A 25,149-nucleotide genomic window follows, 5' to 3' on the forward strand; every position below is an offset into this window, starting at 1 on the left:
TTCTTTATAGAATCCCCAATCTCATTAGAGGTTGGGGATTTTTTTGTTTGTATAGATATAGTAAGTCTATTTTGTTTCCTCGTACAAGAAAGTAGTAGTAACAAAAGTTAAAGATTATGAAAAAAGCTTAGTTAATCTAAAAAGGAAAAACTTGTTAGCTCTAACATCTCTTGACATTATATGGAAATAAAATGTTGTGCTATATTTGTATTTTATTTTTTTTCATTACCTCCGTAACCCAATTTATTTCTTTTTTTTGTATATAATTCTGTAGTTAAAATTATTTGCCGAATTATATTCTAAATTATTTTAAAATATTTGTATATAATTCTTTTTGTATATATCTTTGCAGTCGTTAAATAGTAAGGGATGGAATATAAGTTAGATGAAATTGATTTAAAGATTCTGAGATTGATGCAGGATAATGCTAGAATTAATAATTCTGATATAGCAAAGGAATTAGGTATGGCTCCTTCTGCTGTATTGGAGAGAGTAAAGAAGTTAGAGAACAAGGATGTTCTATTAGCTTACCACGCAAAAGTTAATCCTAAAGCGTTAGATCAAAAGATGCTTTCTTTTATTTTTATTAAGGTTGATGAAATTATTGGTGATGAAGAGACAGGCAGACTTTTGGCAGAAATTCCAGAAGTTTTAGAAGTACACGATATTGCTGGTGATGATGGTTATATGATTAAAGTACGTACAACTGATTCATTAGCTTTGGTACATTTAATGAGAAATTCTTTATCAAGAATCCAAGGAATTATTTCAACTAGAACAATTATAGTTTTACAAACAGTTAAAGAGGAAAATAAATTAATTATACCAGAAAGGTTAGAGTATTAGTTATGGGAGCAGTTAGTACAAATAGCACAAGTAAAAGCACTGTTGTTGCAGCTTATATCGTTGTATATTTTGTTTGGGGATCAACATTCTTTTTTATTCACAAAGCATTAAGTGATTTTACGCCTTTTGTTTTAGGAACACTACGTTTCTTTAGTGCAAGTATTCTTTTGTTGACTTACTGTAAAATGAAAGGGTATAAATTGTTCAATAAGAAAGTAGTTAAGCAAGCATGTATCACTGGGTTTTTATTGCTTTTTATTGATATGGGAGCTCTGATTTGGGCAGAACAACATGTATCAAGCGGTATTGCAGCTATTATGGCAGCAGCAGCAGCTTTATGGTTTGTTATCTTTGACAAACCTCAATGGAAGAATAATTTTTCTAGTATTCCTACTGTATTAGGATTAATACTAGGTTTTATTGGTGTGATCATGCTATTTGCTGAGCAAATAAATATTGCTAGTGATGAATCGCAACGTCTGTTGAATATTTTTTGTATGGTCTTATTGATTCTAGGCTCTATTGCTTGGACAGCTGGATCTTTGTATTCAAAATATTCTAAAGATAAGAATACTGATGAAGGAGAAGATCTTCATGTAATGGTTAAAACTTCTTGGCAGATGATTACTGCTGGAGTATTATTCTGTTTAGTTGCATTATTAAATGGAGAGTTTGCAGCATTTGATCCTATTGAAGTATCTATCTCAGGATGGTTTTCATTGGGGTACTTAATAACTTTTGGATCTATATTGGCATTTGGTTCATATATTTGGTTGATTCAGAACAGACCAGTTGTAGAGGTTAGTACTTATGCTTATGTTAATCCTGTTGTAGCTGTAGCATTGAGCTATTTCTTTACAGATGATATTATTACTAGCTTACAGATAGGAGGATTAGTAGTAGTATTGTTAAGTGTAGGTTTAATGAACTGGGACTTATATAAGAATAGTAAGTTTATTAAGATATTTAATAAGAAGTCGAAAGCATCTGCTAGTGATAAAGAGAAATTGAATGTAACTAACTAGAAGTTTTTTCATATAATATAAAAAAAGGTCTATTGCTTTTAGCATAGACCTTTTTTGCTTCTAATGCATTTGATTAACAATGTATTGATAGTATAATAATGCCTTTAATTTTTTGTATATCAAATATATTATTATACTTTTGCACCGCTTTTAGTTCAGAGAAGTTTCACTAAAAGTATCAATTTTAAATGTTAAACAACTTCTAGCATTTTATTCTGATATATAGAAACTTATAAAATCTAGAATACAAATTTTTTATCAGAGATGTCTGAAAATATTAAAACACAAGAAGAGTTCTTAAAGGATTTTAACTGGGAAAACTACGAAAATGGTATCGATGCAGTTGAAGAGACTCAATTAAAAGAATTCGAAAGCCTAGTAGAAAAAACTTTTATTTCTACTGATGACGAAGAAGTAGTAGAAGGAGTTGTAGTTAGAATTACTGACAGAGACGCTATCGTTGATATCAACGCTAAATCTGAAGGTGTTATTTCTTTAAACGAGTTCCGTTACAATCCAAACTTAAAAGTTGGAGACAAAGTTGAAGTATTAATCGACGTAAGAGAAGATAAATACGGACAATTAGTATTATCTCACAGAAAAGCTCGTACAATCAAAGCTTGGGATAGAGTTATCGCTGCTCACGAGTCTGGAGAGATTGTTAATGGATTCGTTAAATGTAGAACTAAAGGTGGTATGATCGTTGACGTATTCGGAATCGAAGCATTCTTACCAGGTTCTCAAATTGACGTTAAACCAATCCGTGATTACGATCAATACGTGAACAAAACAATGGAATTCAAAGTAGTTAAAATTAACCACGAATTCAAAAACGTTGTTGTTTCTCACAAAGCACTTATCGAGGCTGATATCGAAGTTCAAAAGAAAGAAATTATCGGTCAATTACAAAAAGGTCAAGTGTTAGAAGGTGTTGTTAAAAACATCACTTCTTACGGTGTATTCATTGACTTAGGAGGTGTAGATGGATTAATCCACATCACTGACTTATCTTGGTCAAGAATCAACCACCCAAGTGAAGTATTAGAATTAGACCAAAAATTAAACGTTGTTATCTTAGACTTTGATGATGAGAAAACAAGAATTCAATTAGGTTTAAAACAATTATACGCTCACCCATGGGATGCTTTAGATGCTAACTTAAACGTTGGTGACAAAGTTAAAGGTAAAGTAGTTGTTTTAGCTGATTACGGTGCTTTCATCGAAGTTGCTGAAGGTGTTGAAGGTTTAATCCACGTATCTGAGATGTCTTGGTCTACTCATTTAAGATCAGCTCAAGATTTCGTTAAAGTAGGAGACGAAGTAGAGGCAGTTATCTTAACTCTTGATAGAGAAGAGAGAAAAATGTCTTTAGGTATTAAACAATTAACTCAAGACCCTTGGACTGATATCACTTCTAAGTACCCTGTAGGTTCTAAACATAATGGTATCGTTCGTAACTTTACTAACTTCGGTGTATTCGTAGAATTAGAAGAAGGAATTGATGGATTAATTTACATCTCTGACTTATCTTGGACTAAGAAAATCAAACACCCATCTGAGTTTGTAAACGTAGGAGATAAATTAGACGTAGTTGTATTAGAGTTAGACGTTGAAGGACGTAAATTATCTTTAGGACACAAACAAACTACTGCTAATCCTTGGGATAAATACGAAGATGCTTACGCTGTTGGAACTGTACATTCAGGAGAAATCTCTGAATTAGTTGACAAAGGTGCTACTGTAGTATTCGAAGATGATGTTGTAGCTTTCATCCCAACTCGTCACTTAGAAAAAGAAGACGGTAAAAAGTTGAAAAAAGGTGAAACTGCTGAATTCAAAATTATTGAGTTCAACAAAGAATTCAAAAGAGTAGTTGCTTCTCACACTTCTATCTTCCGTGAAGAAGAAGAGAAAAACGTAAAAGCTGTTGAAACTGCAAATAATTCTGCAGAAAAAACAACTTTAGGTGATATCGACGCTTTAGCTGAATTAAAAGAAAGAATGGAGAAAGGAAAATAATTCCTAACCTATAAATTTCAAAAGCCCTAACATTTATGTTAGGGCTTTTTTTATGTAGTAAATTCTAGTACATGATTTATTTTAAGAATTTACTTGATAATCTTATTACTGCTGAAGTGTAATTTATTGAGTATTATAGAATATTTTAATATCTTTAAAATATATATTAAACGAATATTAATGGGGTGGTTTACTAACAGAAACAAAACTTGGGAAATAAGGGAAGGGCTTGTGCTACTTGGTACCGTAGGTATTATTAGCTTTTTAAGTTTAGGTGTTCTTACCCCTTTAGTAGTAATGATCTTTGGCTATCAAGTGAAGATTACGCATTGGATTAAGGCCTCATTCTTGATTTCACTTGTTTACTTATTAGTTTTGTTGATTGCTTTATTTGTTTATTTAGCAGGAGAGAGTCCCATTTCATTGTTAACGTTGAATTATATAAGCTTTTATATTTATGTAGTGTATTTAGCTTTATATCTACCAGAGTATTTGCAGAGGTTAGATTTAAAAAATTATATTAAGTTAGAAAAGAATAGAGAGTACAACTACCACACAATAATGGAGCAGCTAGTAGATGTACAGTCTTCTGAGTCGTTAAAAGAGTCTTTTATTACCAACTTAAGGACGTTTAGAAGACAGATATCTAATCCTACTATCGTTTATGAGATTGATGAGATTCTTCGCTTAATAAGTGTTATAGTGCTAAAAGAATCTGCTAGTACTGACCTGTTATTAGAGCGTCATGTATCTACTATAGAGAATGCATTGATTCAATATATAGAGTTAATCAATAACTATCGTCAGAATAATGAAGTAAAGCAATCTATCGCGAAGTTAGAAAACTTAGTTAAGTATGCTAGGATTGCATTAGAGAACGAGTTATCTCAAATCATAGAGACTCAAGTTCTAACAGTAGATGGTGAAGCTTCTGTTTATTTATCAGTATTAAAAGGAAAGGGATTGTTATAATGGGATGGTTTACGCATCAATCTAAAAATTGGGAATTAAAGGTAGGGGGGCTTAGTTATTTAGCTATTCTATTTCCTTTTGTACTACCTCCGCTAGCTATGCTTTATATGGGAGTGGTAGGTAAGATTAAGAATTTAGTCATAGCTAGTATTCTGTGGAGTGGTTTGTATATAGCAGGTTACTGTGCATACATTTTATATAAAGACTCTAGTAGAGTAGATATGCTATTGTTCGCAATTATTTTAAGTGGTGCATTAGTTATCGCTATGTACTTAAAAGAGTTTTTAAGAAGAGTACACCTTAAGTCTATTATTAAAATAAGATGGAATACTGATTATGATTATTTAGACTTTATGCGCAGAAAGAAAATATCAGAAGTATTGTCTGTTAGTGATTTTATAGATCATTTAGTAGTTTGGCAACAAGAAATTAAACAACAAGAGGTAAGAGGAAGTATTGCTAGCATGATTCAGTTGACTAAATCTATTACTAAAGATAATAAGCATATTAGTGAATTATTTATTGAACGACACGCTTACTCTATAGAAAATATGCTACAACAGTATCATCAGATAGAATTATCTAAATTAGATAATGATATTATTCGATTAGCTGAAAGTAAAATAAGAACAACACTACTTAGTGTTATTAGCGCATTCGAAAATGAATTAAGTAATAAAACGAGATATAACCATTTAACCATAGATATAGATTCTGAAGTCTATATACAAAATCTAAAGAACAGAGGTTTATTATAAATAGAAGTTATGGAAAAAGATATTCAACAAATGCGAGATGAGCATACACTAGCTCCAGAAATAAATGTAGAGTTTACTCCAGAAGAATTGAAGCAAATAGAATCGTATAAAAAAGGTATAGACTTGTCTAATACTACACAAGTTATTCAATATGGAGCTAGTAGCCAATTAAAAGCAAGTACATTCGCAACAGAAGTATTAAGACAAGTACAGACTAGAGATTTAGGAGAAACTTCAGGTATATTAGTTTCTTTAAGAGAAGACGTAAAGTCTTTTGAAGGAATAGCGAATAAGAAAAGCTTATTTCCTATGTTCGACAGCATCAAGAAGAAAATTAATAGACTTCAAACACAATATAATAAGGTAGAAACTAATATCAATGCTATTGAACTACAGCTAGAACGTCATTATAAGGTTATGATGAAAGATGTAGCGATGTTTGACAAACTATTTGATGAAAATAAAAAATATTTTAAAGAACTCTCTCTTTATATAGCCGCAGGTGATCAGAAACTCCATGAGTTAAATACAGTTGAGTTACCTCGTTTAAAAGCTGAAGTAGAATCTGAGAATGATCCTGCTAAAGTACAAGCTTATAAAGATTTAGAACAGCAAGTTGTTCGTTTTGATAGAAAGGTACATGATCTAAAGTTGACTAGAATGGTTGTTTTACAGTCTTCTCCACAGATCAGAATGGTACAGAACAATAGTTTAATGTTGATGGAGAAGTTACAATCTAGTATTGTCAATACTTTACCTTTATGGAAGAATCAGATGGTCTTGACACTTGGAATAGCACGTTCACAGCAAGCGTTAGGTGCCCAACAAGCAGTCACTGATGCAACCAATGACTTACTAACTAGAAATAGTGAAATGCTTAAAGATTCAACTGTGAAGATTGCTAAGGAGACAGAAAGAGGAATTGTAGATATCGAAACGATTAGAAAAGTAAATACTGATATTATTAATACAATAGATGAGATTGTTCGAATTCAGACAGAGGGACGTGAAAAAAGAAGAGCTGTGGAGATAGAGTTAAAAGAACAAGAGAATGAATTAAAGAAACATTTATTAGGGAATACTGACACAAATAAATAGGATATAAAAAAAGGAGATTCATCAGAATCTCCTTTTTTTATACAGTCAAATAAGAATTATTTTGCCTTTGCAGCAGTAAGCTCAGCGATCTTAACAATTACTTGTGTTGCTTTAACGATGCTTTCTACTGGCACATACTCATATTTTCCGTGGAAGTTATGCCCTCCAGCGAAGATATTAGGACATGGTAATCCCATATATGAAAGTTGAGAACCATCAGTACCACCACGGATAGCTTTGATCAATGGTTTGATATCTAATTGTTTCATAGCTTCCTCAGCGATATCTACGATATGCATTACAGGCTCTACTTTCTCACGCATATTGAAGTACTGGTCACCGATTTCGCAGTTAACGATAGGCCCACCAAATTTCTTAGCATGTTTTTTATTAAACTTATTTGCTAGTTTTGCAACAAGTTTTTTGCGTTTCTCGTATTTCTTAAGGTTGTGATCACGGATGATTAGCTCTACCACAGACTCTTCTATACTACCTGTTACAGTATGTACGTGGAAGAACCCTTCATAACCTGTTGTTTTTTGAGGAACTTCATCTTTAGGTAATTTAGAGATAAATTTGTTAGCTAATAAGATAGAGTTAACCATCTTTCCTTTAGCATATCCAGGGTGAACACTCTTACCATTAAAAGTAAGTTTAGCATACCCAGCGTTGAAGTTTTCGTATTCTAATTCACCGATTTGGCTACCATCCATAGTATATGCCCACTCAGCACCGAATTTTTTAACGTCAAATAAATGAGCTCCTCTTCCGATTTCTTCATCAGGTGTAAATCCGATACGGATTTTACCATGCTTGATTTCAGGGTGTTGGATTAGATATTCCATAGCAGATACTATCTCAGTAATACCAGCTTTATCATCAGCTCCTAATAAAGTTGTACCATCAGTAGTGATGATAGTTTGTCCTTTATATTGAAGAAGATCTTTAAAGTAAGACGGAGATAAGACAACGTTTAACTCTTCGTTTAATACGATATCTCCACCATCATAGTTTTCTACGATTTGAGGTTTAACATTAGCACCACTAAAGTCAGGAGAAGTATCGAAGTGTGCGATAAACCCGATAGTAGGCACTTCGTGATCTACATTACTAGGTAATGTAGCCATGATATAAGCGTTCTCATCGATAGTTACGTCTTCTAGACCTATTTGTTTTAACTCTTCAACTAATTTGTTAGCTAAATCCCATTGTTTCTCAGTACTTGGACAAGTATTTGAAGATGAATCAGATTCAGTATCAACAGTTACATAACTGATGAAACGGTCAATGATATGTTGCATAATGTATAATATTTTAGTGTAACAAAAATAATAATTAAAAGTTGATTAGAAGGATTATCACTAGGGTATTATTAAAAAGATAAACTAGAGGTAATAAAAGAGTTTGTCTTTAAAGGATTTACGCGGATTGTATTGAGCTCTTCCTTTTTTGAATTTGTTCATTGAAATTGATAAACAGACCCTTTTATTTGCTAGCTGATCAGTACTCTAGGTGAATTGATGTTTTTTATGGAGGGTGATCTATACTATTGATGCTTAGATATAATAGCAGTGCTTTATGTTCTTATGTAATATAGTCATAGATTATTTTAGAAGAGTAGATACTATGTATAGTGGGTATTGTGACTTACTAAGTGGAGAATACGAGATATATAGAAGGAGATTTATTGGACAAAAGACTTATAGCTCCACTAAACTCGACTTATTGTCCATGTATTGTCGAAGAGCTGAGTAGTAAAGCCCATATTTACTGAGATTATGACTAAGGATAGGTTTGTAATGAACACAATGTTTTTTAATAAGTTGTTGTTTATTAGTGTATTATGTTTTTTGGCTAAATAAAAAAGAGTGGTGCTTTTTTTAATAATGAGCTTAATAGAGAGCTAAAGTGGGCAAAATAGAAAAAAATAGTAATGAATTTTCTGAAATAGAACCTTTAAGAACTCTTTTTTATCGTAAATATCAGAAAAATAAAGGCTTCTTTTTTAGGACACCTCTACTATCGAATTTTAGAGCAAGAAAAAAGAGGATAAGAACTTATTGTTAGAAATTGAGTTTAATAACGTTAGACTATTGTAAAATTGTATATTTGAGTGAAGAAACAAAATAAGAGTTCAGATGAGAATTGTTCTATCTATATTTTTAGTATTAATCAGTTATTTGTCTTGGGCAGTAGAGCCGTTGAAGGAGTATGTAGATCATCCTGCTAATTCGACATTGAATTTTGAAGCCTTAGAGATTGTCACGCAGGATAATTATAAATTAAAATCTTGGATTTGTTTTCCGCCTAAGGATAAGGACTTAAAGAAAGTATTGGTATTAGCCTATGGCGATGCTGGTAATATGTCTTATTATGTAAGACAAGTATTAGAAGTAGCAAAGCACGGCTATACTGTAGTGATGTTTGACTATAGAGGATATGGAGAGAGTCAAGCATTCGATATGATAGAGACACAGCTGTATTATGACGAATTTGTCACAGATTTAAAAGCAGTAGTAGAGTATAGTCAGAGGAGATTTGAGCAGCCAGTAGGGGTTTGGGCTCTTTCGATGGGCACGATAGCCAGTACGCTATTATATACAGATGTGAAGTATGATTTCTTGATAGCAGAAGGTTTTGTATCTAGCCCACAAGATATTATTAGTAAGCTAAAACAGTTTTTAGAGAAAGACTATACATTGCCTAGCAGTGCTGCACAGTATGAGTTGGTATTGAGTAAGCTGACTTTACCAGTCTTATATTTTGCTGGAGATAGAGATGGATTGACCTCTCCTAATGATAGTTACAGAGCTAAGTTTCTGAATGCTAAGAGTGAAGTCGTATTGTATAAAGGAGCTCATCTTCAGGGATTCCAAGCATTATCAGACACTACACATGGTGAGCGATATATTAAGGCTATAGATACATTTATGACTAATATGAATGCTGTAGTAGAAAGTAAATAAGAGAGATAGCATATTAGAATTAAATTATAATCAAATCCTAATAATCATACTCTATATAATAACTAACTTTGTCTGCAGAATAAATCCCCATAGAGACATTAATCATGGAATCTACACATAGACATTTTTTGTTATATAAACCACATGGTTATATCAGCCAATTTATATATGAGAAGAAGAGAACGAAGCATAAGTTAGGAGAATTATATGATTTTCCTGAAGGGACTATGGCTATCGGTAGATTAGATGAGAACTCTGAAGGGTTACTGTTTTTGACAACAGATGGTATGACTAGTGAGCGCGTAAGAGGGGCTCATTATGAAAAGGAGTATTACGCACAGGTAGATGGCATCATTTCGGAGGAAGCTGTAGAGCAAATGCGAAATGGAGTACTTATCGGGGTAAAAGGGGAGAAATACTTAACTAAGCCCTGTGTAGTAGAACGATTAGAACGATTGCCAGAGTGGGTAGGCGAAGGCAGACGCATTAGAGATGAGAGACATGGGCCTACGAGTTGGGTGCGTTTAGTCTTAACAGAAGGTAAGTTTAGACAAGTAAGAAAGATGACAGCTCATGTAGGACATGCTACACTAAGATTAGTGCGTGTGCGTATAGGACAGATATCATTAGAAGGGATGCGAGTAGGAGAAGTAAAAGAAGTAGACCAATTATAACCTAAGCCAGTATGAATACTAAAGCAAAAGAGAATTATCAATTTCAGAAGATAGTAGCCATAGTAGGAGTATTATTATTTGTTATTAAAATACTTGCTTGGTCTTTAACACATTCAGTAGCTATATTGACAGATGCTTTAGAGAGTGTCATTAATGTGATTAGTGGTTTTGTAGGATTGTATAGTTTATACTTATCAGCGTTACCCCGAGATAGAAATCACCCTTATGGACATGGAAAAGTAGAGTTTATCTCGGCTACTGTGGAAGGGGGAATGATTATTCTAGCAGGACTAGTGATCATCTTCGAAGCTGTGCGTAATTTATTACATCCACAACCTGTAGGACAGTTAGATTACGGAATAATCTTAGTAGCGATAACAGCAGTAGTAAATTATGTACTAGGTTGGTACGCTATTAAAAAAGGAAAAACAAATAAGTCACTTGCTTTAGTGGCGAGTGGTAGACATCTTCAGTCAGATACGTATTCTACTATAGGTATTATTATTGGTTTGATTTTACTTTATTTTACGGGATATGGATGGTTAGATAGTGGTGTTGCATTATTATTTGCAGGGATTATTATTGTCACAGGATACAAGATTGTACGTGGCGCGATATCTGGTATAATGGATGAAACAGACGAACTTTTATTAAAAGAAGTTGTAGAGTATCTGCAAGAACACCGCAGAGCTAACTGGATAGACCTTCATAATCTACGTATTATTAAGTATGGAGCAGTATTACACTTTGACTGTCATATGACCATACCATGGTATTTTAATATCGTAGAAGGGCATAAAGAGGTAGAACAATTAGAACAGGAGATAATCGAGAAGTTTGGAGCAGATATGGAGTTATTCGTTCACATGGACGATTGTAAGCCATTCTCATGTGTGATCTGTAAAGTAGAAAATTGTGCTTATCGCCAAGCTGAGTTTGAACATCAGATAGAATGGACGATAGAAAATATCTCTAAGAATAAGAGACATAATAGCTCAACTACTCCACAAGGATAAAACGCTTTTGTGCTCTATTGAAGCTAAGGTTTTCATCTTCGAAGAAGTTATCGAAGACCCCTTGTTCTATTAGTGCATCTGTCTGTCCTTGTATATTCGAATCTTTTTTAAGTACAATGATATCATCGCTAAAAGCAATAGCTAAATCCATATCATGGCAAGAGAAGAGAATAGCTTTCTGTTCTTCATGTGCTAACTTTTGGAGCAGTTTAAACAAGGCTACTTTATGATGTAAGTCTAAGTGATTAGTAGGTTCGTCTAATATAATGATAGGTGTATCTTGGGCAATGGCTCTAGCGATGAGCACACGTTGTAACTGTCCATCACTGAGTTGATTCATATTTCTATCTACTAACTCTTGTATCTCTGTTAATTGTATTGCTCGGTTTACTAGTTCGTGATCCTTATCCGTTAAAGTACTATAGTAGTTAAGGTAAGGAGTCCTTCCTATTTGTATTAATTCTCTTACTGTTAGTTCAGATACTGGTATTTTTTCTGTTAGTACTATGCTGATGATAGTAGCTAACTTAGATTTGCTATAAGTGTACAGTTCTTCTCCTAGTACCTGTATTTTTCCATTGATTATCTGCTGGTTTGAAGACAGAGTTCTTAATAAAGTAGATTTCCCTATTCCATTAATACCTAAAAGAGAAGTCAGTGCCCCTGGTTTTAATTCAATATTTAGTTGTTGCTGAATAATTTTATATTCTCCTTTCTTTAGTGGGTATCCTATACTCAGTGCTTCTGTTTTTAAAATAGGTGTGTTCATGTACTATACTTACGTGATAATAAAGACTAAATGTAGTTAAATCAACTGTATTATAAAAGTAATATGTTTGAACGGACTCGTGAGATTAAGTTAGAGTATTGTTTTTTGGTACTATGTTTCTTTAAGGTTAAGAAATTATTTGATTAGTATTATTTTGAAAATGAGAATATAGTGATTAGTTAGTGTTGTGTTAATATTAAGATAAAATGCCAGGTCTAGATTTGTCTTTATAATAATAACACAATCAAATGAAACAAAAATTACTTATTGGAATAGTTGTCCAATTCTTTTGTATAACCCTTATTTATGCACAAGAAAAACGTACACTTCAAGGAAGTGTAGTAGACGAATCAGGCATTTCTCTACCTGGTGCATCTGTATATATAAAAGGCACCCAAGAAGGAATAAGTACTGACTTAGACGGTACTTTTAAGATAGAAGTATTAGACACAGATGTAATCGTGTTTTCATTCATCGGTTACAATAATAAAGAGGTACTGGTCGGTACACAGCAGACTATGATGGTAGCCTTAGATCCAGAAAGTTCTTCATTAGACGAAGTTATCATTACTGCTCTAGGTATTAGTAAAGCCGAAAAGAAGGTGGGATATTCCACACAAAAAGTGGATGTGGCTAGAACTCAAGAAGTAGCCACACCTAATATGGGAAGCCTATTATCAGGACAAGTTTCGGGTCTTCAGGTATCTAATGCCCCAGGATTATTACAGGGGCCTAAGTTCTCTCTTAGAGGAAAAACACCTTTAGTAATCGTGGATAATATTCCTGTAGATACAGACTTCTATGATATCGCACCAGAAGATATCGCAGATATTAATGTATTGAAGGGTACAAGTGCTTCAGCGTTATACGGATCTCGCGGACGTAATGGGGCTATCCTTATTACAACTAAAGGAGCTAAAAAAGAGGGACTAGAGGTGACGCTGACACAGAATACGATGATAAGTGCAGGATTTACAGTCTACCCAAAAACACAAAAAGAGTACGGTAACGGATCAGATGGTAAATATGAGTTCTGGGATGGAAAAGACGGTGGGATAAGTGATGGAGATATGAACTGGGGACCTAAGTTTACATCAGGTTTAAAAATAGCCCAATGGAATAGTCCTATTCGCGATAAGCAGACAGGACAGACTATTGATTGGTATGGTAATGTAGAGGGCACAATGTACAATGATAAATCTAGATATGAGCGCGTGCCTATCGCATGGGAATATCACGATAACTTAAAAGAATTTCTAGAGACAGGAGTGAACTCAAGAACAAGCTTTTCTGTTGCTAATAGAGGAGAGAAAACATCTTATAGATTAGGAGGAGAGTTTAATTATAATAAGGATCGCGTACCTCAAACAAGTTTATATAGAGGTAATCTTTCTTTTAAATCAACAACTCAACTAACAGAAAAATTAGCATTAGATGCCAAGCTTACTTATGCAAATATCTATTCTCCTAATATTCCTAATTATGATTATAATCCTAGTGGACATATGTATACTGTCCTGATATGGTTAGGATCAGATGTCAACGGAAGAGATTTAAAGAATAATCTGTGGGTACCAGGTATGGAGGGGTATCGTCAAGCGAACTGGAACTATGCATGGTATAATAACCCATGGTTTGGGGTTGAAAACTTTAAGAGGATTTGGAATAAAGATATTGTGACAGGACAGATGGCCCTTAGATATGACGCTACGGATGATCTGAAGTTTCAAGGAAGAGCTTCTGTTGTGTCTTCAAGTAATAAAGAAGAGTTACAAAGTCCTAAATCATACTTTAATTATAGCGCAAGTAGAGAAGGAGGATATAGTATAGACAATATTAAAAACTTAAAGTTAGAGTACGATTTCTTAGCGATGTATACAAAGGATTTGACCGACTTTATGAGTGTAGATGTGAATGCTGGAGCTGCTTCTAGATATAGTCAGTACAACAGGAGTTATTCTGCAGCAGATGGATTAACAGTACCAGGTGTATATAACTTAGGGAATTCGACAGGGCCTGTAACAGCAGAGAATCGTTTAGAAAAGAAAGCTGTTAATAGTGTATATGGTACAGTAGAGTTAGATTTCTTTAATTCGTTCTTCTTTACATTTGCAGCTAGAAATGATTGGTCGTCAAGTTTGATTAAAGAGAATAGATCTTATTTCTATCCTTCTACTTCTTTGAGTGTATTATTATCTAATCTGATAGAAATGCCAAAACAAGTAGATTATTTAAAACTATATACTTCATGGGCTCAAGTATCAAGTGATTTAGATCCTTATCAATTACAATCTGCATATTCTCCAGTCACACCTTCATTTAATGGTAATCCTATGGTAGAATATCCTAATTCTATATTGGATTTAAGTTTACTTCCAGAGAAATCTAATTCTTTTGAATTAGGGTTGTCATCTGCTTTTTTTAATAAACGTCTAAATTTTGATCTGACTTATTATAGAGTATTGGATTCTAACTTCTTAATTAAATTTCCAGTATCAGAGGCTTCGGGTTTTGATAATATGTTGCTTAACGGAAATGAGTATACCACTAAAGGATGGGAGCTTAGCTTAGCTGGGGCGGTGATTAAAAAAGATAATTTTCAGTGGAATTCTACTGTAAACTGGAGCACAAGAGAACGTAGAATTACAAAGATACATGGAGGTGCTGCTAAATACGGAAATTTAAAATTAAACGATAGAGCTGACTCTTACTACGATATAGAGTGGATGAAAGCACCAGATGGTCAAGTAATCTTAGATGCTAAAACAGGAATGCCTACTGGAAATAAGCAAGCTACTAAATTAGGAAACTTTGATCCTAAATGGACTTTAGGTTGGAATAACAATTTTAAGTATAAAAACTGGAATGTAAATATTGGTATTGATGGAATATGGGGAGGGGTTACTCGCTCTCAAGTAGTAGAAAAAATGTGGTGGGGAGGGAAACATCCTAAATCAACTCAGTATAGAGATCAGGAGTATGCTACAGGTAAACCTGTCTATGTACCTGAGGGGGTAAATATAGTGTCAGGAGAATTAATTACAGATGTAAATGGCAATGTAATATCTGATACTCGCCAGTTCCAAAAACATACAGGAGCAGTAAGTTGGCAAAGTTGGGCACAGAATTATCCTTATCGCGCTCGAGTAACAGAGAAAGAGAATAAACTATTTGCGAACGTATTTGATCGAACGTATTTTAAGCTAAGAACATTGGCTATCTCTTACGACTTTACAGAAATGATAAAATCTAAGAAGATTACTCAACTATCGGCTTCATTAACAGGATATAACTTATTGATTTGGAAAAAGTCAAAAGGACTTTATTCTGATCCAGATTATGAAATCACTACTTCTAATGATATTCAAGATCCGTCAACTAGATGGGTAGGTTTAGGAGTGAATATTAAATTTTAATACTGATACAAATGAAAAAATATATAAAAATAGCAGCCTTAGCTCTAGTAGTTATATCAATGGGGAGTTGTCAAGATTTAGATAAATTAAGCGAAGACCCTAATCGAGTAAAGGAGGCAGATCCTTACTTGATATTACCTAAAGTGAGTAAGTCAGCTTTTGCATTAAATGGAATTAGTAAAGAGTATGCTTCTCGAATGATTATTCAGACGGATGGAGAGAATACTAGTCAATACTTTAAGTGGAATAGTTCTAGCTTTTCAGCGTATAAAGATTTGTTACAAGTCCAAAAAATGATGGATGAAGCGAAGCGTACAAATAAAGATGAGTATATAGCTATAGGTCATTTTCTTAAAGCTAGGTTCTTTTATGAATTAGCGATTACCTTCGGTGATGTACCTTACTCAGAAGCCTTATTAGGAGAGAATAAAGTTCCTTTTCCTAAGTATGATAAGCAAGAAGATGTTTTTGTAGGAATCTTAAAAGAACTAGAGTTAGCAGCCTCTATGATTCAAAACAAACCCTCTATTAAAGGAGATATAATCTATGGAGGAAATACTGATAAATGGAAAAAGCTAATAAACTCATATCAATTAAAGGTATTGATGAGTTTATCTAAGAAAAAAACAGTTGGTACTATCCAAGTAGCAGAACAATTTGCAAAAATATATAACGCAGGAAACCTCTTAGAAAGTAATGCAGATAGTGGACAACTTATGTATTTCGATCAAGCAGGTAGTCGCTATCCTCAGTTTAATTCAAGTTCTTATGGATCAAGTATGTATATGTCAGGAACATTTGTTAATTTGCTACAAGATTTAAAAGATCCTAGGTTATTTGCTTTTGCACAACAGACATCAACAGCTTTAGAAAAAGGTCTGCCTATAACAGATTTTAGTGGATATAATGGAGGAGATCCTACTGTGCCTTATGCAGAGAATGAAAAATTAGTACAGACCAAAAATATCTCTAAAATCAAAAGCCGTTATTACTTAGATCCTACTAATGAACCTACTTCTATACTGAGTTATTCTGAATTACAGTTCATATTAGCTGAGGCAGCCGCTCGCCAATGGATAGGAGGTAGTGCTGCTGAATTTTATAATAAGGCGATAGAGGCAAACTTTAATTTCTACGGTACATATGCAAAGGGAATGGCTAGTTATTATACAAAAGATGCTTTTACAAGTTATATTAATCAACCCAAAGTAAAGTACCAAGCTGGAAATCTTGAGTTACAATTAAAACAGATTTTGACTCAGAAGTATATTACTATGTTTCATCAATCGAATTGGACGATTTATTACGATCATTTGCGCACAGGGTATCCAGAATTTAAAATACAAGAAGGAATAACACCTCCTACGAGATGGTTATATCCACAAACAGAGTATAATAGAAATCAGGCTAAATTACAAGAAGCACTAAATAGCCAATTCGGTGGAGCTGACAATATTCGCGGTATCACTTGGTGGTTAAAATAAGAAATATGAGTACTACAAGAAGAGATTTTATAAAGAAGTCTGCTTTATTTTCAAGCGGACTCTTTTTTGCAGAGGCTATGCCAGCATCTATTCAGAGAGCATTTGATATTAAAGCTCCTGAAGGATCTACGTTCTTAGATGCGGAGCATATTGTTTTCTTAATGCAAGAGAATAGGTCTTTTGATCATTGCTTTGGAACTTTAAAAGGAGTTAGGGGATTTAATGATCCTAGAGCTATGAGACTTAAAGATGGTCTACCTGTATGGTTTCAGACAGATATTCACAAAGATATTTATGGTCCTTTTAGACTAGACATAGAGAATACTAAGGTCACTTGGATGGGAGGGTTACCACATAGTTGGAAGGATATGGTGGGGGCTCGTAATGAAGGTAAAATGGATAATTGGTTGATAGCTAAGCGACCAGGGAATGCAGAGTATAAAGACTTGCCACTGACGATGGGGTATTTCTCAAGGGCGGATATTCCATTCTATTATGCATTAGCAGATGCCTTTACGGTATGTGATCAGCACTTTTGTTCTTCTCTGACAGGTACAAGTGCTAATCGCTCTTATTTTTGGGCAGGAGCTATCCGTGAACAACCGAGGGATCCAAACTCAGTAGCCCATGTAGATAATGGACAGATAAACTATAAAGATGTCAGTTGGACTACTTATCCAGAACGATTAGAAAAAGCTAATGTGTCGTGGAAAGTATATCAGAATGAGTTAAGTATTCCTGTAGGATTCGAGGGGTATGCGGAGAGTTGGTTGGCGAATTTTACAGATAATAATTTAGAGTTCTATAAGCAATATAATGTGCGTTTTCACAAGGCTCATTATGACTATATGCTATTAGAACTAGAGAGACTAAAAGGAAGTCTGAGTGACAAGACTCTCGCTAAAGATAAAATACAGGAATTAGAAGGTATGATACAACAGTTAGAAAAAGATATTATTCTATATTCTCCTTCTGAATTTGAAGCATTAAGCGAATTTGATAAAGCTATTCATAAGAAAGCATTTACTACTAATACAGGAGATCCAGACTATCACAAGTTAGAGCAAATGACCTATATGGAGAAAGGCGTGGAGAAAACAATGGAAGTACCTAAAGGAGATGTCTTCTATCAGTTTAGAAAAGATGTAGATGAAGATAAGTTGCCTATGGTAAGTTGGTTAGTTGCACCGTGTAATTTTTCGGATCATCCTTCAGCGCCATGGTTTGGGGCGTGGTATTTATCAGAAGCAATAGATATCCTAACGAAGAACCCAGAGGTGTGGAAGAAGACTATATTTGTGTTGACATACGATGAGAATGATGGTTATTTTGATCATATTGCTCCTTTTGTCCCTCCATTAACGACAGATAAGTCCATGGGAAAAGCTGCTAAAGGAATGGACACACAAGATGAGTGGGTAACTAAAGAACAAGAAAGAGTAAGAACAGGAAAATCAGATAGTCAATTAGCTAGTCCAATAGGGCTAGGGTATAGAGTGCCTATGATTATAGCTTCGCCTTGGACTAGAGGAGGATGGGTAAACTCGGAGGTATTAGACTTAACATCTACCCTACAATTTTTAGAATATTTTATTGAAAAAAAGACTGGTAAAAAAGTAATCGAAGAGAATATATCTAGCTGGAGAAGAGAAGTGTGTGGTAATATGACGAGTGTGTTCCAATCTGAACGGGACTTAAGAGAGGTAGATTTGGATTTTGTAGATCGCAATGATTATATCGCTAGAATAATGAATGCAAAAGAGAAGAAAGTACCTGGAGACTTTAATGCATTTACAAAGAAGGAAGTTTTAGAAAGTAAGCATTGGACACTGTTATCCAAATTTCCTAAACAAGAAGAAGGGATAAAGAAAGCATGTGCTTTACCTTATAATCTGAATGTGAACGTGAAACTAGCAGCCAGTAAAACACAGTTACAGATGGACTTGACTGTTGAGTCTAATCAGTTAAAGAATAAGGTGTATACTGCTCCTGTACAAGTATATGATATGATAGGTGGTAGTCAGTCTAGAGGAGTTTGGGACTTTGCAGTTCGAGATAATGAACCAATGGATTATTACTGGAAGATAGAAGATAGCGATCAGTATCACTATAATGTGCATGGTCCTAATGGATTCTTTAGAAGCTTTAGGGGGAGTAAGAGTAACTTAGATATTTATGTTGAGGTTCTTTTACATACGGATTTAAGTATCTCTGTGAAATTAAAAAATAATGGTGTGAAAACTGTAAATGTTGCTTTGGACAATAGTTTATATTTAAAAGAAGCAATGATTGTAGAATTACTTCCTAATAAAGAAGAATTACTGAAATGGGATTATACAGGATCAAAAGGTTGGTATGATTTAATAATAAGTTGTAAAGAAGATAAAGAGTGGAAGCAACATTATGCGGGTCATATCGAAAATGGTCAAGCAAGTATAACGGATCCATTTATGGCAAGTCTGTCTAAGTAACAGTTATTTATTAGATATAGAAGAGGAGACTGATAAGGTCTCCTTTTTTGTATTGAGTAAGAAGGATACTTAGCATCAATAAAGAGTTTTATAAGAAGACTTTTGACAGTAAAGATTTATGAACTATTTAGTGTTTTAAAAAGACAGTGATTACCGTAAAATAATCTTATATTTGTGTGTAAATATTTATTGAAAAAATAATGAAACCAAACACACAACAATTAACAGAGTTAACTACTCAAGTAAGAAGAGATATTCTTAGAATGGTACATGCTGTAAGTTCTGGGCACCCAGGAGGATCTTTAGGCTGTGCAGAGTTTTTAGTGACTTTGTATCAAAAGTTAATGGATAGAAAAGAAGGGTTTAATATGGACGGAACAGATGAAGATATCTTCTTCTTATCTAATGGACATATTTCACCAGTATTTTATAGCGTATTGTCACGCAGTGGATATTTTCCAGTAAGTGAATTAGCTACTTTCAGAAAAATCAATACGCGTTTACAAGGACATCCATGTACTCATGATAGATTACCAGGAGTGCGTATGGCGTCAGGTTCATTAGGACAAGGGCTTTCAGTAGCAGTAGGAGCAGCACAAGCGAAAAAATTAAATAAGGACAATCACCTTGTTTACGTTTTAATGGGAGATGGTGAGTTACAAGAAGGACAAAACTGGGAAGCTATTATGTATGCATCAGCTAAGAAGGTGGATAATGTAATCGCTACTGTAGATTTAAACGGAAAACAAATAGACGGACCAACTGATGATGTATTAAATTTAGGTTCTATGAAAGCTAAGTTTGAAGCATTTGATTGGGAGGTTATTGAGATAGAAAAAGGAAACGATATTGATTCAATCGTTGCTGGATATGAATTAGCAAAAGCTAAAACAGGTAAAGGAAAACCTGTATGTGTATTGTTAAAAACAGAAATGGGTAATGGAGTAGACTTCATGATGAATACACATGCATGGCATGGAAAAGCTCCTAGTGATGCACAATTAGAAGAAGCTTTAAAACAAAACCCAGAAACATCATTCGGAGATTATTAATCCACTTAAATTGAATCAAAAATGAAAAAATATATAAATACAGGAAGTAAAGATACACGTTCAGGATTCGGTGCAGGACTTACTGAATTAGGACAAAAGAATGAGAATGTAGTAGCATTATGTGCTGACTTAATCGGTTCATTAAAAATGGATGATTTTAAAAAGAATCACCCAGAGCGTTTCTTCCAAGTAGGAATTGCTGAAGCGAATATGATTGGATTAGCTGCTGGTATGACTATCGGAGGTAAAATACCTTTCACAGGAACTTTTGCTAATTTCTCTACAGGACGTGTTTATGATCAAATCCGTCAATCTGTAGCTTACTCTGAGAAGAATGTAAAGATATGTGCTTCTCACGCTGGATTAACATTAGGTGAAGATGGTGCTACACACCAGATCTTAGAAGATATTGGACTGATGAAGATGTTACCTAATATGACTGTAATCAATACATGTGATTATAACCAAACCAAAGCGGCTACTTTAGCTATTGCTGAACATGATGGACCTGTTTATTTAAGATTTGGACGTCCAGTAGTGCCTAACTTTATGCCTGCTGATGAGAAGTTCGTTATCGGGAAAGCTGTTCTGTTAAACGAGGGTACAGATGTGACTATCGTAGCTACAGGACACTTAGTATGGGAAGCTCTAATCGCAGCTGAAGAGTTGGAAGCAAAAGGAATCTCTGCTGAGGTAATCAATATTCATACTATTAAACCTCTTGATGAAGAGGCTATCTTAAAATCAGTAGCAAAAACAGGATGTATAGTTACTGCTGAAGAGCACAACTTCTTAGGTGGTCTAGGAGAAAGCGTATCTAGAGTATTAGCTTTAAACAATCCATTACCTCAAGAGTTCGTAGCTGTACAAGATACTTTCGGTGAATCTGGTACTCCAGAACAATTAATGGAAAAATATGGTTTAAACGCTGCAGCTATCGTTGAGAAAGCACAGTTAGTAATCAACCGTAAATTCAAAAGATAATTAAAAGTATATCTAATATATAAAAACCTGCTTGAGCAATCAAGCAGGTTTTTTTGTATAGTAGTATAATGAGTGAAGTAGTACAAAAAAAAAGAGGTAGAATAATCTACCTCTTTGTATATAATCTTATTTGTTATTTTTTAGTAGGCCAAATTACCTCACCATCTTTCTGATCTGGGAAACATGTTCTGTCTAGGTATCTAAATACATTAGAACAAGTTTTTAGAATAGGATCATAGTATTGATAATATGCTTTTTTGTTGTTCTTGTCTTTATACTGTAATTCAGTTTTAGTAAGTATACCATCACCATCATCATCATCGTCTAAGAAATTAGGTACACCATCTTCATCCGTATCAAAATCAAAGTAATCTTTAATCGTTAATTTAAGTGCGCGAATCTCATCATCTGTAAGTGCTCTTCCTAATTCTGATGATTTTTCGATTACTTGTTTTGCTTCATACTTTGAAAGGATACCATCCCCATCGTGATCACGTTCTTTTTTCGCTATAAGTGTCATATCGATAATGTGTGGTTGGTATGCCTTAAGCTTAGAACCGTATCCAGCATTAAAATATCCTACACCTGATGGTATAAAAGCAATAATTCTACCTGCTGATCCTTTTTCATAAGTAGGTATACCATTCTCCCCAAGAGCTGTAGTAGGAGCTGTTTTTACTTTAGTTAATAGTTGTCTTTCAGCTGTCTTTAACTGAACTGGTATAAGACCATAATTCCCTTGTGACATAAGGGCGAACTCCTTTAGTGTAATAGGAAATGAATAATAACTTCCTATATTCCCATTGTTGTCAAAAGATTCATTTTTTAGAGAGTAAGATTTTGTCTTTACAAATACAGAATCTATAGTAGAAATATAATCACCTTTTCCTTCTTGTTTGTTTCCATCAGCATCAGGAACAATAAAATAAGCAATAGTATATTCTAATTCGTCTTTAGGTTTAGAAAACTTTAAAGAAGTAGTTCCATTTGGGTTTCTAACAGCTTCGTATTCGTAGTTGTCAGATGTAATGATTTGCTGCTCTATTTTGATTCTTTTATCATCTTTTAGAGGGACTACATTAGGATTAGGTTTATTAGGATTACTAATACTATCAAAACGAATATTATCTCCTTCAATAATCAAGTAGTTTTGAGCTAAGAACTCTTCTATTTGCTTTGCATTTTCATCACGAACTTCTTTACGGTCTCTTAGGTTTACAACTTCATTTCCACCATTACCGTCATCTTTATTACAATTGGCAGCTGTTAGTCCTAGAAAAGCAAGACCTAAAACTGTAAATAATCTATTCATTTTTTGACTTATTTTAGTAGTGCAAGATACAATTTTACTTTATTTTTGTGTACTTTGTTAGAGAAATTTAATACGAAATTATGCGAATTGATAAATATTTATGGTGTATTAGATACTATAAAACTAGAAATATAGCAACGGAAGCTTGTAAAAAGGGACATATCACGGTGAATGGACAAGCAGCTAAAGCCTCTAGAGAAGTCTTCCCTACGGATAAAATTACATTGAGAAAAGATCAAATAACTTATAAACTAACAGTATTAGATATACCTGCTAATAGAGTAGGAGCTAAACTAGTGGATATTTATCGCAAGGATGAGACTCCTGCAGAGGCATTTGAGCACTTAGAGTTGTTAAAGTTGTCGAAGGACTATTATAGAGCTAAAGGAACTGGACGTCCGACTAAAAAGGATAGAAGAGATATAGATGATTTTCACGACTATGAAGACGATGATATCATAGAAGGAGAAGAGAATGTAGAGAGCAATAATTCTTTTAAAGATACAGAAGCAGATGTTTGATAAAGAGTTTTGGGAGAAGAAGTATGCTAATAGTGAGGCGCAATGGAATGCTGGTAGTATAACAACACCTATTCAGGAGTATATAGATCAATTGACAAAGAAAGATTTAGCTATTTTAGTGCCAGGTATAGGACACGGACATGAGTTGATGTATTTGCATGAGAAAGGATTTACTAATATTAGTGGATTAGACTTTACTATTGTTGGAGCATTAGAAGCTTATGGTTTGATGAATAATTTTCCTTATGGAGATGTGATTTTAGAAGATTTCTTTGAACATGAGGGACAATATGATCTTATTATAGAGCAAACGTTCTTCTGTTCGTTGCCTATCGAAAAGAGAACTGATTATGTAGATAAGATGTATGATTTATTAAAACCAGGAGGAAAGTTAGTAGGTGTATTATTTGATTGTTATTTTAATCAAGAGACGCCTCCTTTCGGAGGAAATAAACAAGAGTACTTAGATTTGTTTAGTAACAAGTTTGAGGTTAATGTATTAGAAACAGCACATAACTCTATTAAGCCTAGAGCGGGTAGAGAGTTATTTTTTATAATTAATAAACAACATGACTAAAAAAATTATTTTAACTAAAGAGCAAATTAAGTTTACTACTAAACGTATAGCTTATCAGATCTATGAGACTTATATAGATGAGGATGAAATAGTAATCGCTGGTATAGCGAATAGTGGGTATACTTTTGCTCAAAAGATTAGTGAGGCATTGCAAGATATATCTCCTATAAAGGTAACTCTTTGTGAAGTGCGTATCGATAAGCAAAACCCTATTAATCCAATAGAAACTTCATTAGATAGTAAAGTCTATACAGATAAGTGTGTAGTACTAGTAGATGATGTGTTAAATTCAGGTGCAACATTAATATATGCAGTAAAGCATTTCTTAGATGTGCCATTAAAGAAATTAAAAACAGCAGTACTAGTGGATCGTAATCATAAAAAATATCCCGTTAAAGCTGACTTTAAAGGGATATCATTATCTACATCACTATTAGAACATATTCAGGTTGTCTTTGATGGAGATGAAGAGTATGCTTATTTAAGCTAATTAATATGATTAATGATGTCTTGAGTTATTTGCTTAGGAGTTTTATCATCTATAGATATAATCGTTTTAGCTTGATGGTAGAAATAACTACGATCAAATAAATGCTTAGCAATAAAAATTTCAAGAGTATCGTCTGAATTCTGATTAAGAAGAGGACGATGCTCTTTTTCTTTTTCTAGACGATCTGCTAGTGTTTTAATAGAGCCTTTTAAATAGAATGATGAGATATCCTCTCTCTGTAATGCTAAATGATTATTAGCATAGCATGGAGTTCCTCCACCTAAGCTTAGAATAAAGTTATCTTGAGTATCTATTATCTCGTGTAATAATAGGTGCTCTTGCTTCCTAAAATAGACTTCTCCTTTCGTTTCGAACAAGGTTGAAATTGACATTTGATGTTTTTTCTCTATTTCATTGTCTAAATCTATAAAGTTCAGTTTTAGTTGTTCTGCCAGTATTTTACCAATAGTTGATTTACCAGAACCCATATAGCCTAAAAGAATAATTTTTTTCATAAAAACAAGGGGTTGTTTATTAGAGTGTTAGGATGAATTTAAAAATAAAAGTCAAAAATAAAACAAATATGTGTCGGATTTTTAAAAAAAGCTCCTATATTTGCACCCGCAATCAGGAATTGAAATAACGACTCGATAGCTCAGTTGGTAGAGCACAACACTTTTAATGTTGGGGTCCTGGGTT

The 25,149-nt window shown here is 33.8% G+C and carries 21 protein-coding genes; 17 read left to right on the plus strand and 4 right to left on the minus strand.

What is annotated here, in order from left to right:
• Window positions 1-369: 369 nt before the first annotated feature.
• The 6 genes from AABL85_RS16605 (at window position 370) to AABL85_RS16630 (ending at window position 6,718) form a co-directional block, all read left to right on the plus strand.
• The gene (locus AABL85_RS16605; RefSeq protein WP_286414356.1) at window positions 370-846 is read left to right on the plus strand and encodes an Lrp/AsnC family transcriptional regulator; all 477 of its coding nucleotides are present in this window, start codon (window positions 370-372) and stop codon (window positions 844-846) included.
• A gap of 2 nt (window positions 847-848) precedes the next feature.
• Window positions 849-1,871 carry an EamA family transporter gene (locus tag AABL85_RS16610; protein WP_341310911.1) on the plus strand — a complete coding sequence of 341 codons (1,023 nt, stop codon included), beginning with the start codon at window positions 849-851 and terminating at the stop codon, window positions 1,869-1,871.
• Between the two features lie 264 nt (window positions 1,872-2,135).
• Window positions 2,136-3,890: a 30S ribosomal protein S1 gene (rpsA, locus tag AABL85_RS16615; RefSeq protein WP_006258796.1), complete on the plus strand. Its 1,755-nt coding sequence runs from the start codon at window positions 2,136-2,138 to the stop codon at window positions 3,888-3,890.
• Between the two features lie 180 nt (window positions 3,891-4,070).
• Window positions 4,071-4,862 (plus strand): hypothetical protein, encoded by a 792-nt coding sequence (locus AABL85_RS16620; RefSeq protein WP_341310912.1) that lies wholly within the window; start codon window positions 4,071-4,073, stop codon window positions 4,860-4,862.
• Window positions 4,862-5,620 (plus strand): hypothetical protein, encoded by a 759-nt coding sequence (locus tag AABL85_RS16625; protein ID WP_341310913.1) that lies wholly within the window; start codon window positions 4,862-4,864, stop codon window positions 5,618-5,620. Before AABL85_RS16620 ends, AABL85_RS16625 begins: the two co-directional genes overlap by 1 nt.
• A gap of 9 nt (window positions 5,621-5,629) precedes the next feature.
• A complete protein-coding gene (locus AABL85_RS16630; protein ID WP_341310914.1) occupies window positions 5,630-6,718 on the plus strand; it encodes a toxic anion resistance protein in 1,089 nt (362 codons plus the stop codon).
• Between the two features lie 56 nt (window positions 6,719-6,774).
• On the opposite strand, the gene pepT is transcribed toward AABL85_RS16630, so the two are convergent.
• Window positions 6,775-8,019, minus strand: coding sequence for a peptidase T (gene pepT, locus AABL85_RS16635; protein WP_286414362.1), 1,245 nt, complete (start codon window positions 8,017-8,019; stop codon window positions 6,775-6,777).
• Between the two features lie 837 nt (window positions 8,020-8,856).
• Here pepT and AABL85_RS16640 point away from each other — a divergent pair.
• The 3 genes from AABL85_RS16640 to AABL85_RS16650 all read left to right on the plus strand — a co-directional run bounded on the left by AABL85_RS16640 (window position 8,857) and on the right by AABL85_RS16650 (window position 11,374).
• On the plus strand, window positions 8,857-9,684 hold the full coding sequence (locus tag AABL85_RS16640) for an alpha/beta hydrolase (protein WP_341310915.1): 828 nt from the start codon (window positions 8,857-8,859) through the stop codon (window positions 9,682-9,684).
• A gap of 104 nt (window positions 9,685-9,788) precedes the next feature.
• Entirely contained in the window at window positions 9,789-10,358 is a 570-nt protein-coding gene (locus AABL85_RS16645) for a pseudouridine synthase (RefSeq protein WP_286414364.1), read from the plus strand.
• An 11-nt stretch (window positions 10,359-10,369) separates the two neighbouring features.
• The gene (locus AABL85_RS16650; RefSeq protein WP_286414365.1) at window positions 10,370-11,374 is read left to right on the plus strand and encodes a cation diffusion facilitator family transporter; all 1,005 of its coding nucleotides are present in this window, start codon (window positions 10,370-10,372) and stop codon (window positions 11,372-11,374) included.
• Here AABL85_RS16650 and AABL85_RS16655 read toward each other — a convergent pair.
• On the minus strand, window positions 11,358-12,143 hold the full coding sequence (locus AABL85_RS16655; RefSeq protein WP_341310916.1) for an ABC transporter ATP-binding protein: 786 nt from the start codon (window positions 12,141-12,143) through the stop codon (window positions 11,358-11,360). The genes AABL85_RS16650 and AABL85_RS16655 overlap by 17 nt on opposite strands.
• Window positions 12,144-12,391: 248 nt before the next feature.
• Between AABL85_RS16655 and AABL85_RS16660 the strand changes: the two genes are divergently transcribed.
• From AABL85_RS16660 to AABL85_RS16680, 5 genes are all read left to right on the plus strand, one after another.
• Entirely contained in the window at window positions 12,392-15,559 is a 3,168-nt protein-coding gene (locus tag AABL85_RS16660; RefSeq protein ID WP_341310917.1) for a SusC/RagA family TonB-linked outer membrane protein, read from the plus strand.
• Between the two features lie 11 nt (window positions 15,560-15,570).
• Entirely contained in the window at window positions 15,571-17,043 is a 1,473-nt protein-coding gene (locus tag AABL85_RS16665) for a SusD/RagB family nutrient-binding outer membrane lipoprotein (protein ID WP_341310918.1), read from the plus strand.
• 5 nt (window positions 17,044-17,048) lie between these two features.
• Window positions 17,049-19,514 (plus strand): phosphocholine-specific phospholipase C, encoded by a 2,466-nt coding sequence (locus AABL85_RS16670; RefSeq protein WP_341310919.1) that lies wholly within the window; start codon window positions 17,049-17,051, stop codon window positions 19,512-19,514.
• Window positions 19,515-19,714: 200 nt separating this feature from the next.
• Window positions 19,715-20,566 (plus strand): transketolase, encoded by an 852-nt coding sequence (locus AABL85_RS16675; RefSeq protein ID WP_286414373.1) that lies wholly within the window; start codon window positions 19,715-19,717, stop codon window positions 20,564-20,566.
• Between the two features lie 21 nt (window positions 20,567-20,587).
• Entirely contained in the window at window positions 20,588-21,550 is a 963-nt protein-coding gene (locus AABL85_RS16680; protein WP_286414374.1) for a transketolase family protein, read from the plus strand.
• A gap of 133 nt (window positions 21,551-21,683) precedes the next feature.
• Here AABL85_RS16680 and AABL85_RS16685 read toward each other — a convergent pair whose 3' ends face one another.
• On the minus strand, window positions 21,684-22,862 hold the full coding sequence (locus tag AABL85_RS16685) for an EF-hand domain-containing protein (RefSeq protein WP_341310920.1): 1,179 nt from the start codon (window positions 22,860-22,862) through the stop codon (window positions 21,684-21,686).
• Window positions 22,863-22,942: 80 nt separating this feature from the next.
• Here AABL85_RS16685 and AABL85_RS16690 point away from each other — a divergent pair, with 80 nt between their 5' ends.
• The 3 genes from AABL85_RS16690 to AABL85_RS16700 are packed head-to-tail and all read left to right on the plus strand — an operon-like array spanning window position 22,943 to window position 24,450.
• Window positions 22,943-23,383, plus strand: a complete 441-nt coding sequence (locus AABL85_RS16690) for an RNA-binding S4 domain-containing protein (RefSeq protein WP_286414378.1) — start codon at window positions 22,943-22,945, stop codon at window positions 23,381-23,383.
• Window positions 23,376-23,960: an SAM-dependent methyltransferase gene (locus tag AABL85_RS16695; RefSeq protein ID WP_341310921.1), complete on the plus strand. Its 585-nt coding sequence runs from the start codon at window positions 23,376-23,378 to the stop codon at window positions 23,958-23,960. The genes AABL85_RS16690 and AABL85_RS16695 overlap by 8 nt, the downstream gene beginning before the upstream one ends.
• Complete coding sequence (locus tag AABL85_RS16700) at window positions 23,953-24,450, plus strand: phosphoribosyltransferase family protein (RefSeq protein ID WP_286436957.1); 498 nt, start codon at window positions 23,953-23,955, stop codon at window positions 24,448-24,450. Before AABL85_RS16695 ends, AABL85_RS16700 begins: the two co-directional genes overlap by 8 nt.
• On the opposite strand, the gene AABL85_RS16705 is transcribed toward AABL85_RS16700, so the two are convergent.
• The gene (locus AABL85_RS16705) at window positions 24,447-24,965 is read right to left on the minus strand and encodes a shikimate kinase (protein WP_286414384.1); all 519 of its coding nucleotides are present in this window, start codon (window positions 24,963-24,965) and stop codon (window positions 24,447-24,449) included. The genes AABL85_RS16700 and AABL85_RS16705 overlap by 4 nt on opposite strands.
• Window positions 24,966-25,149 lie beyond the last annotated feature (184 nt).

The organism is Myroides odoratimimus, assembly GCF_038039805.1.
Lineage (GTDB): Bacteria > Bacteroidota > Bacteroidia > Flavobacteriales > Flavobacteriaceae > Flavobacterium > Flavobacterium odoratimimum_B.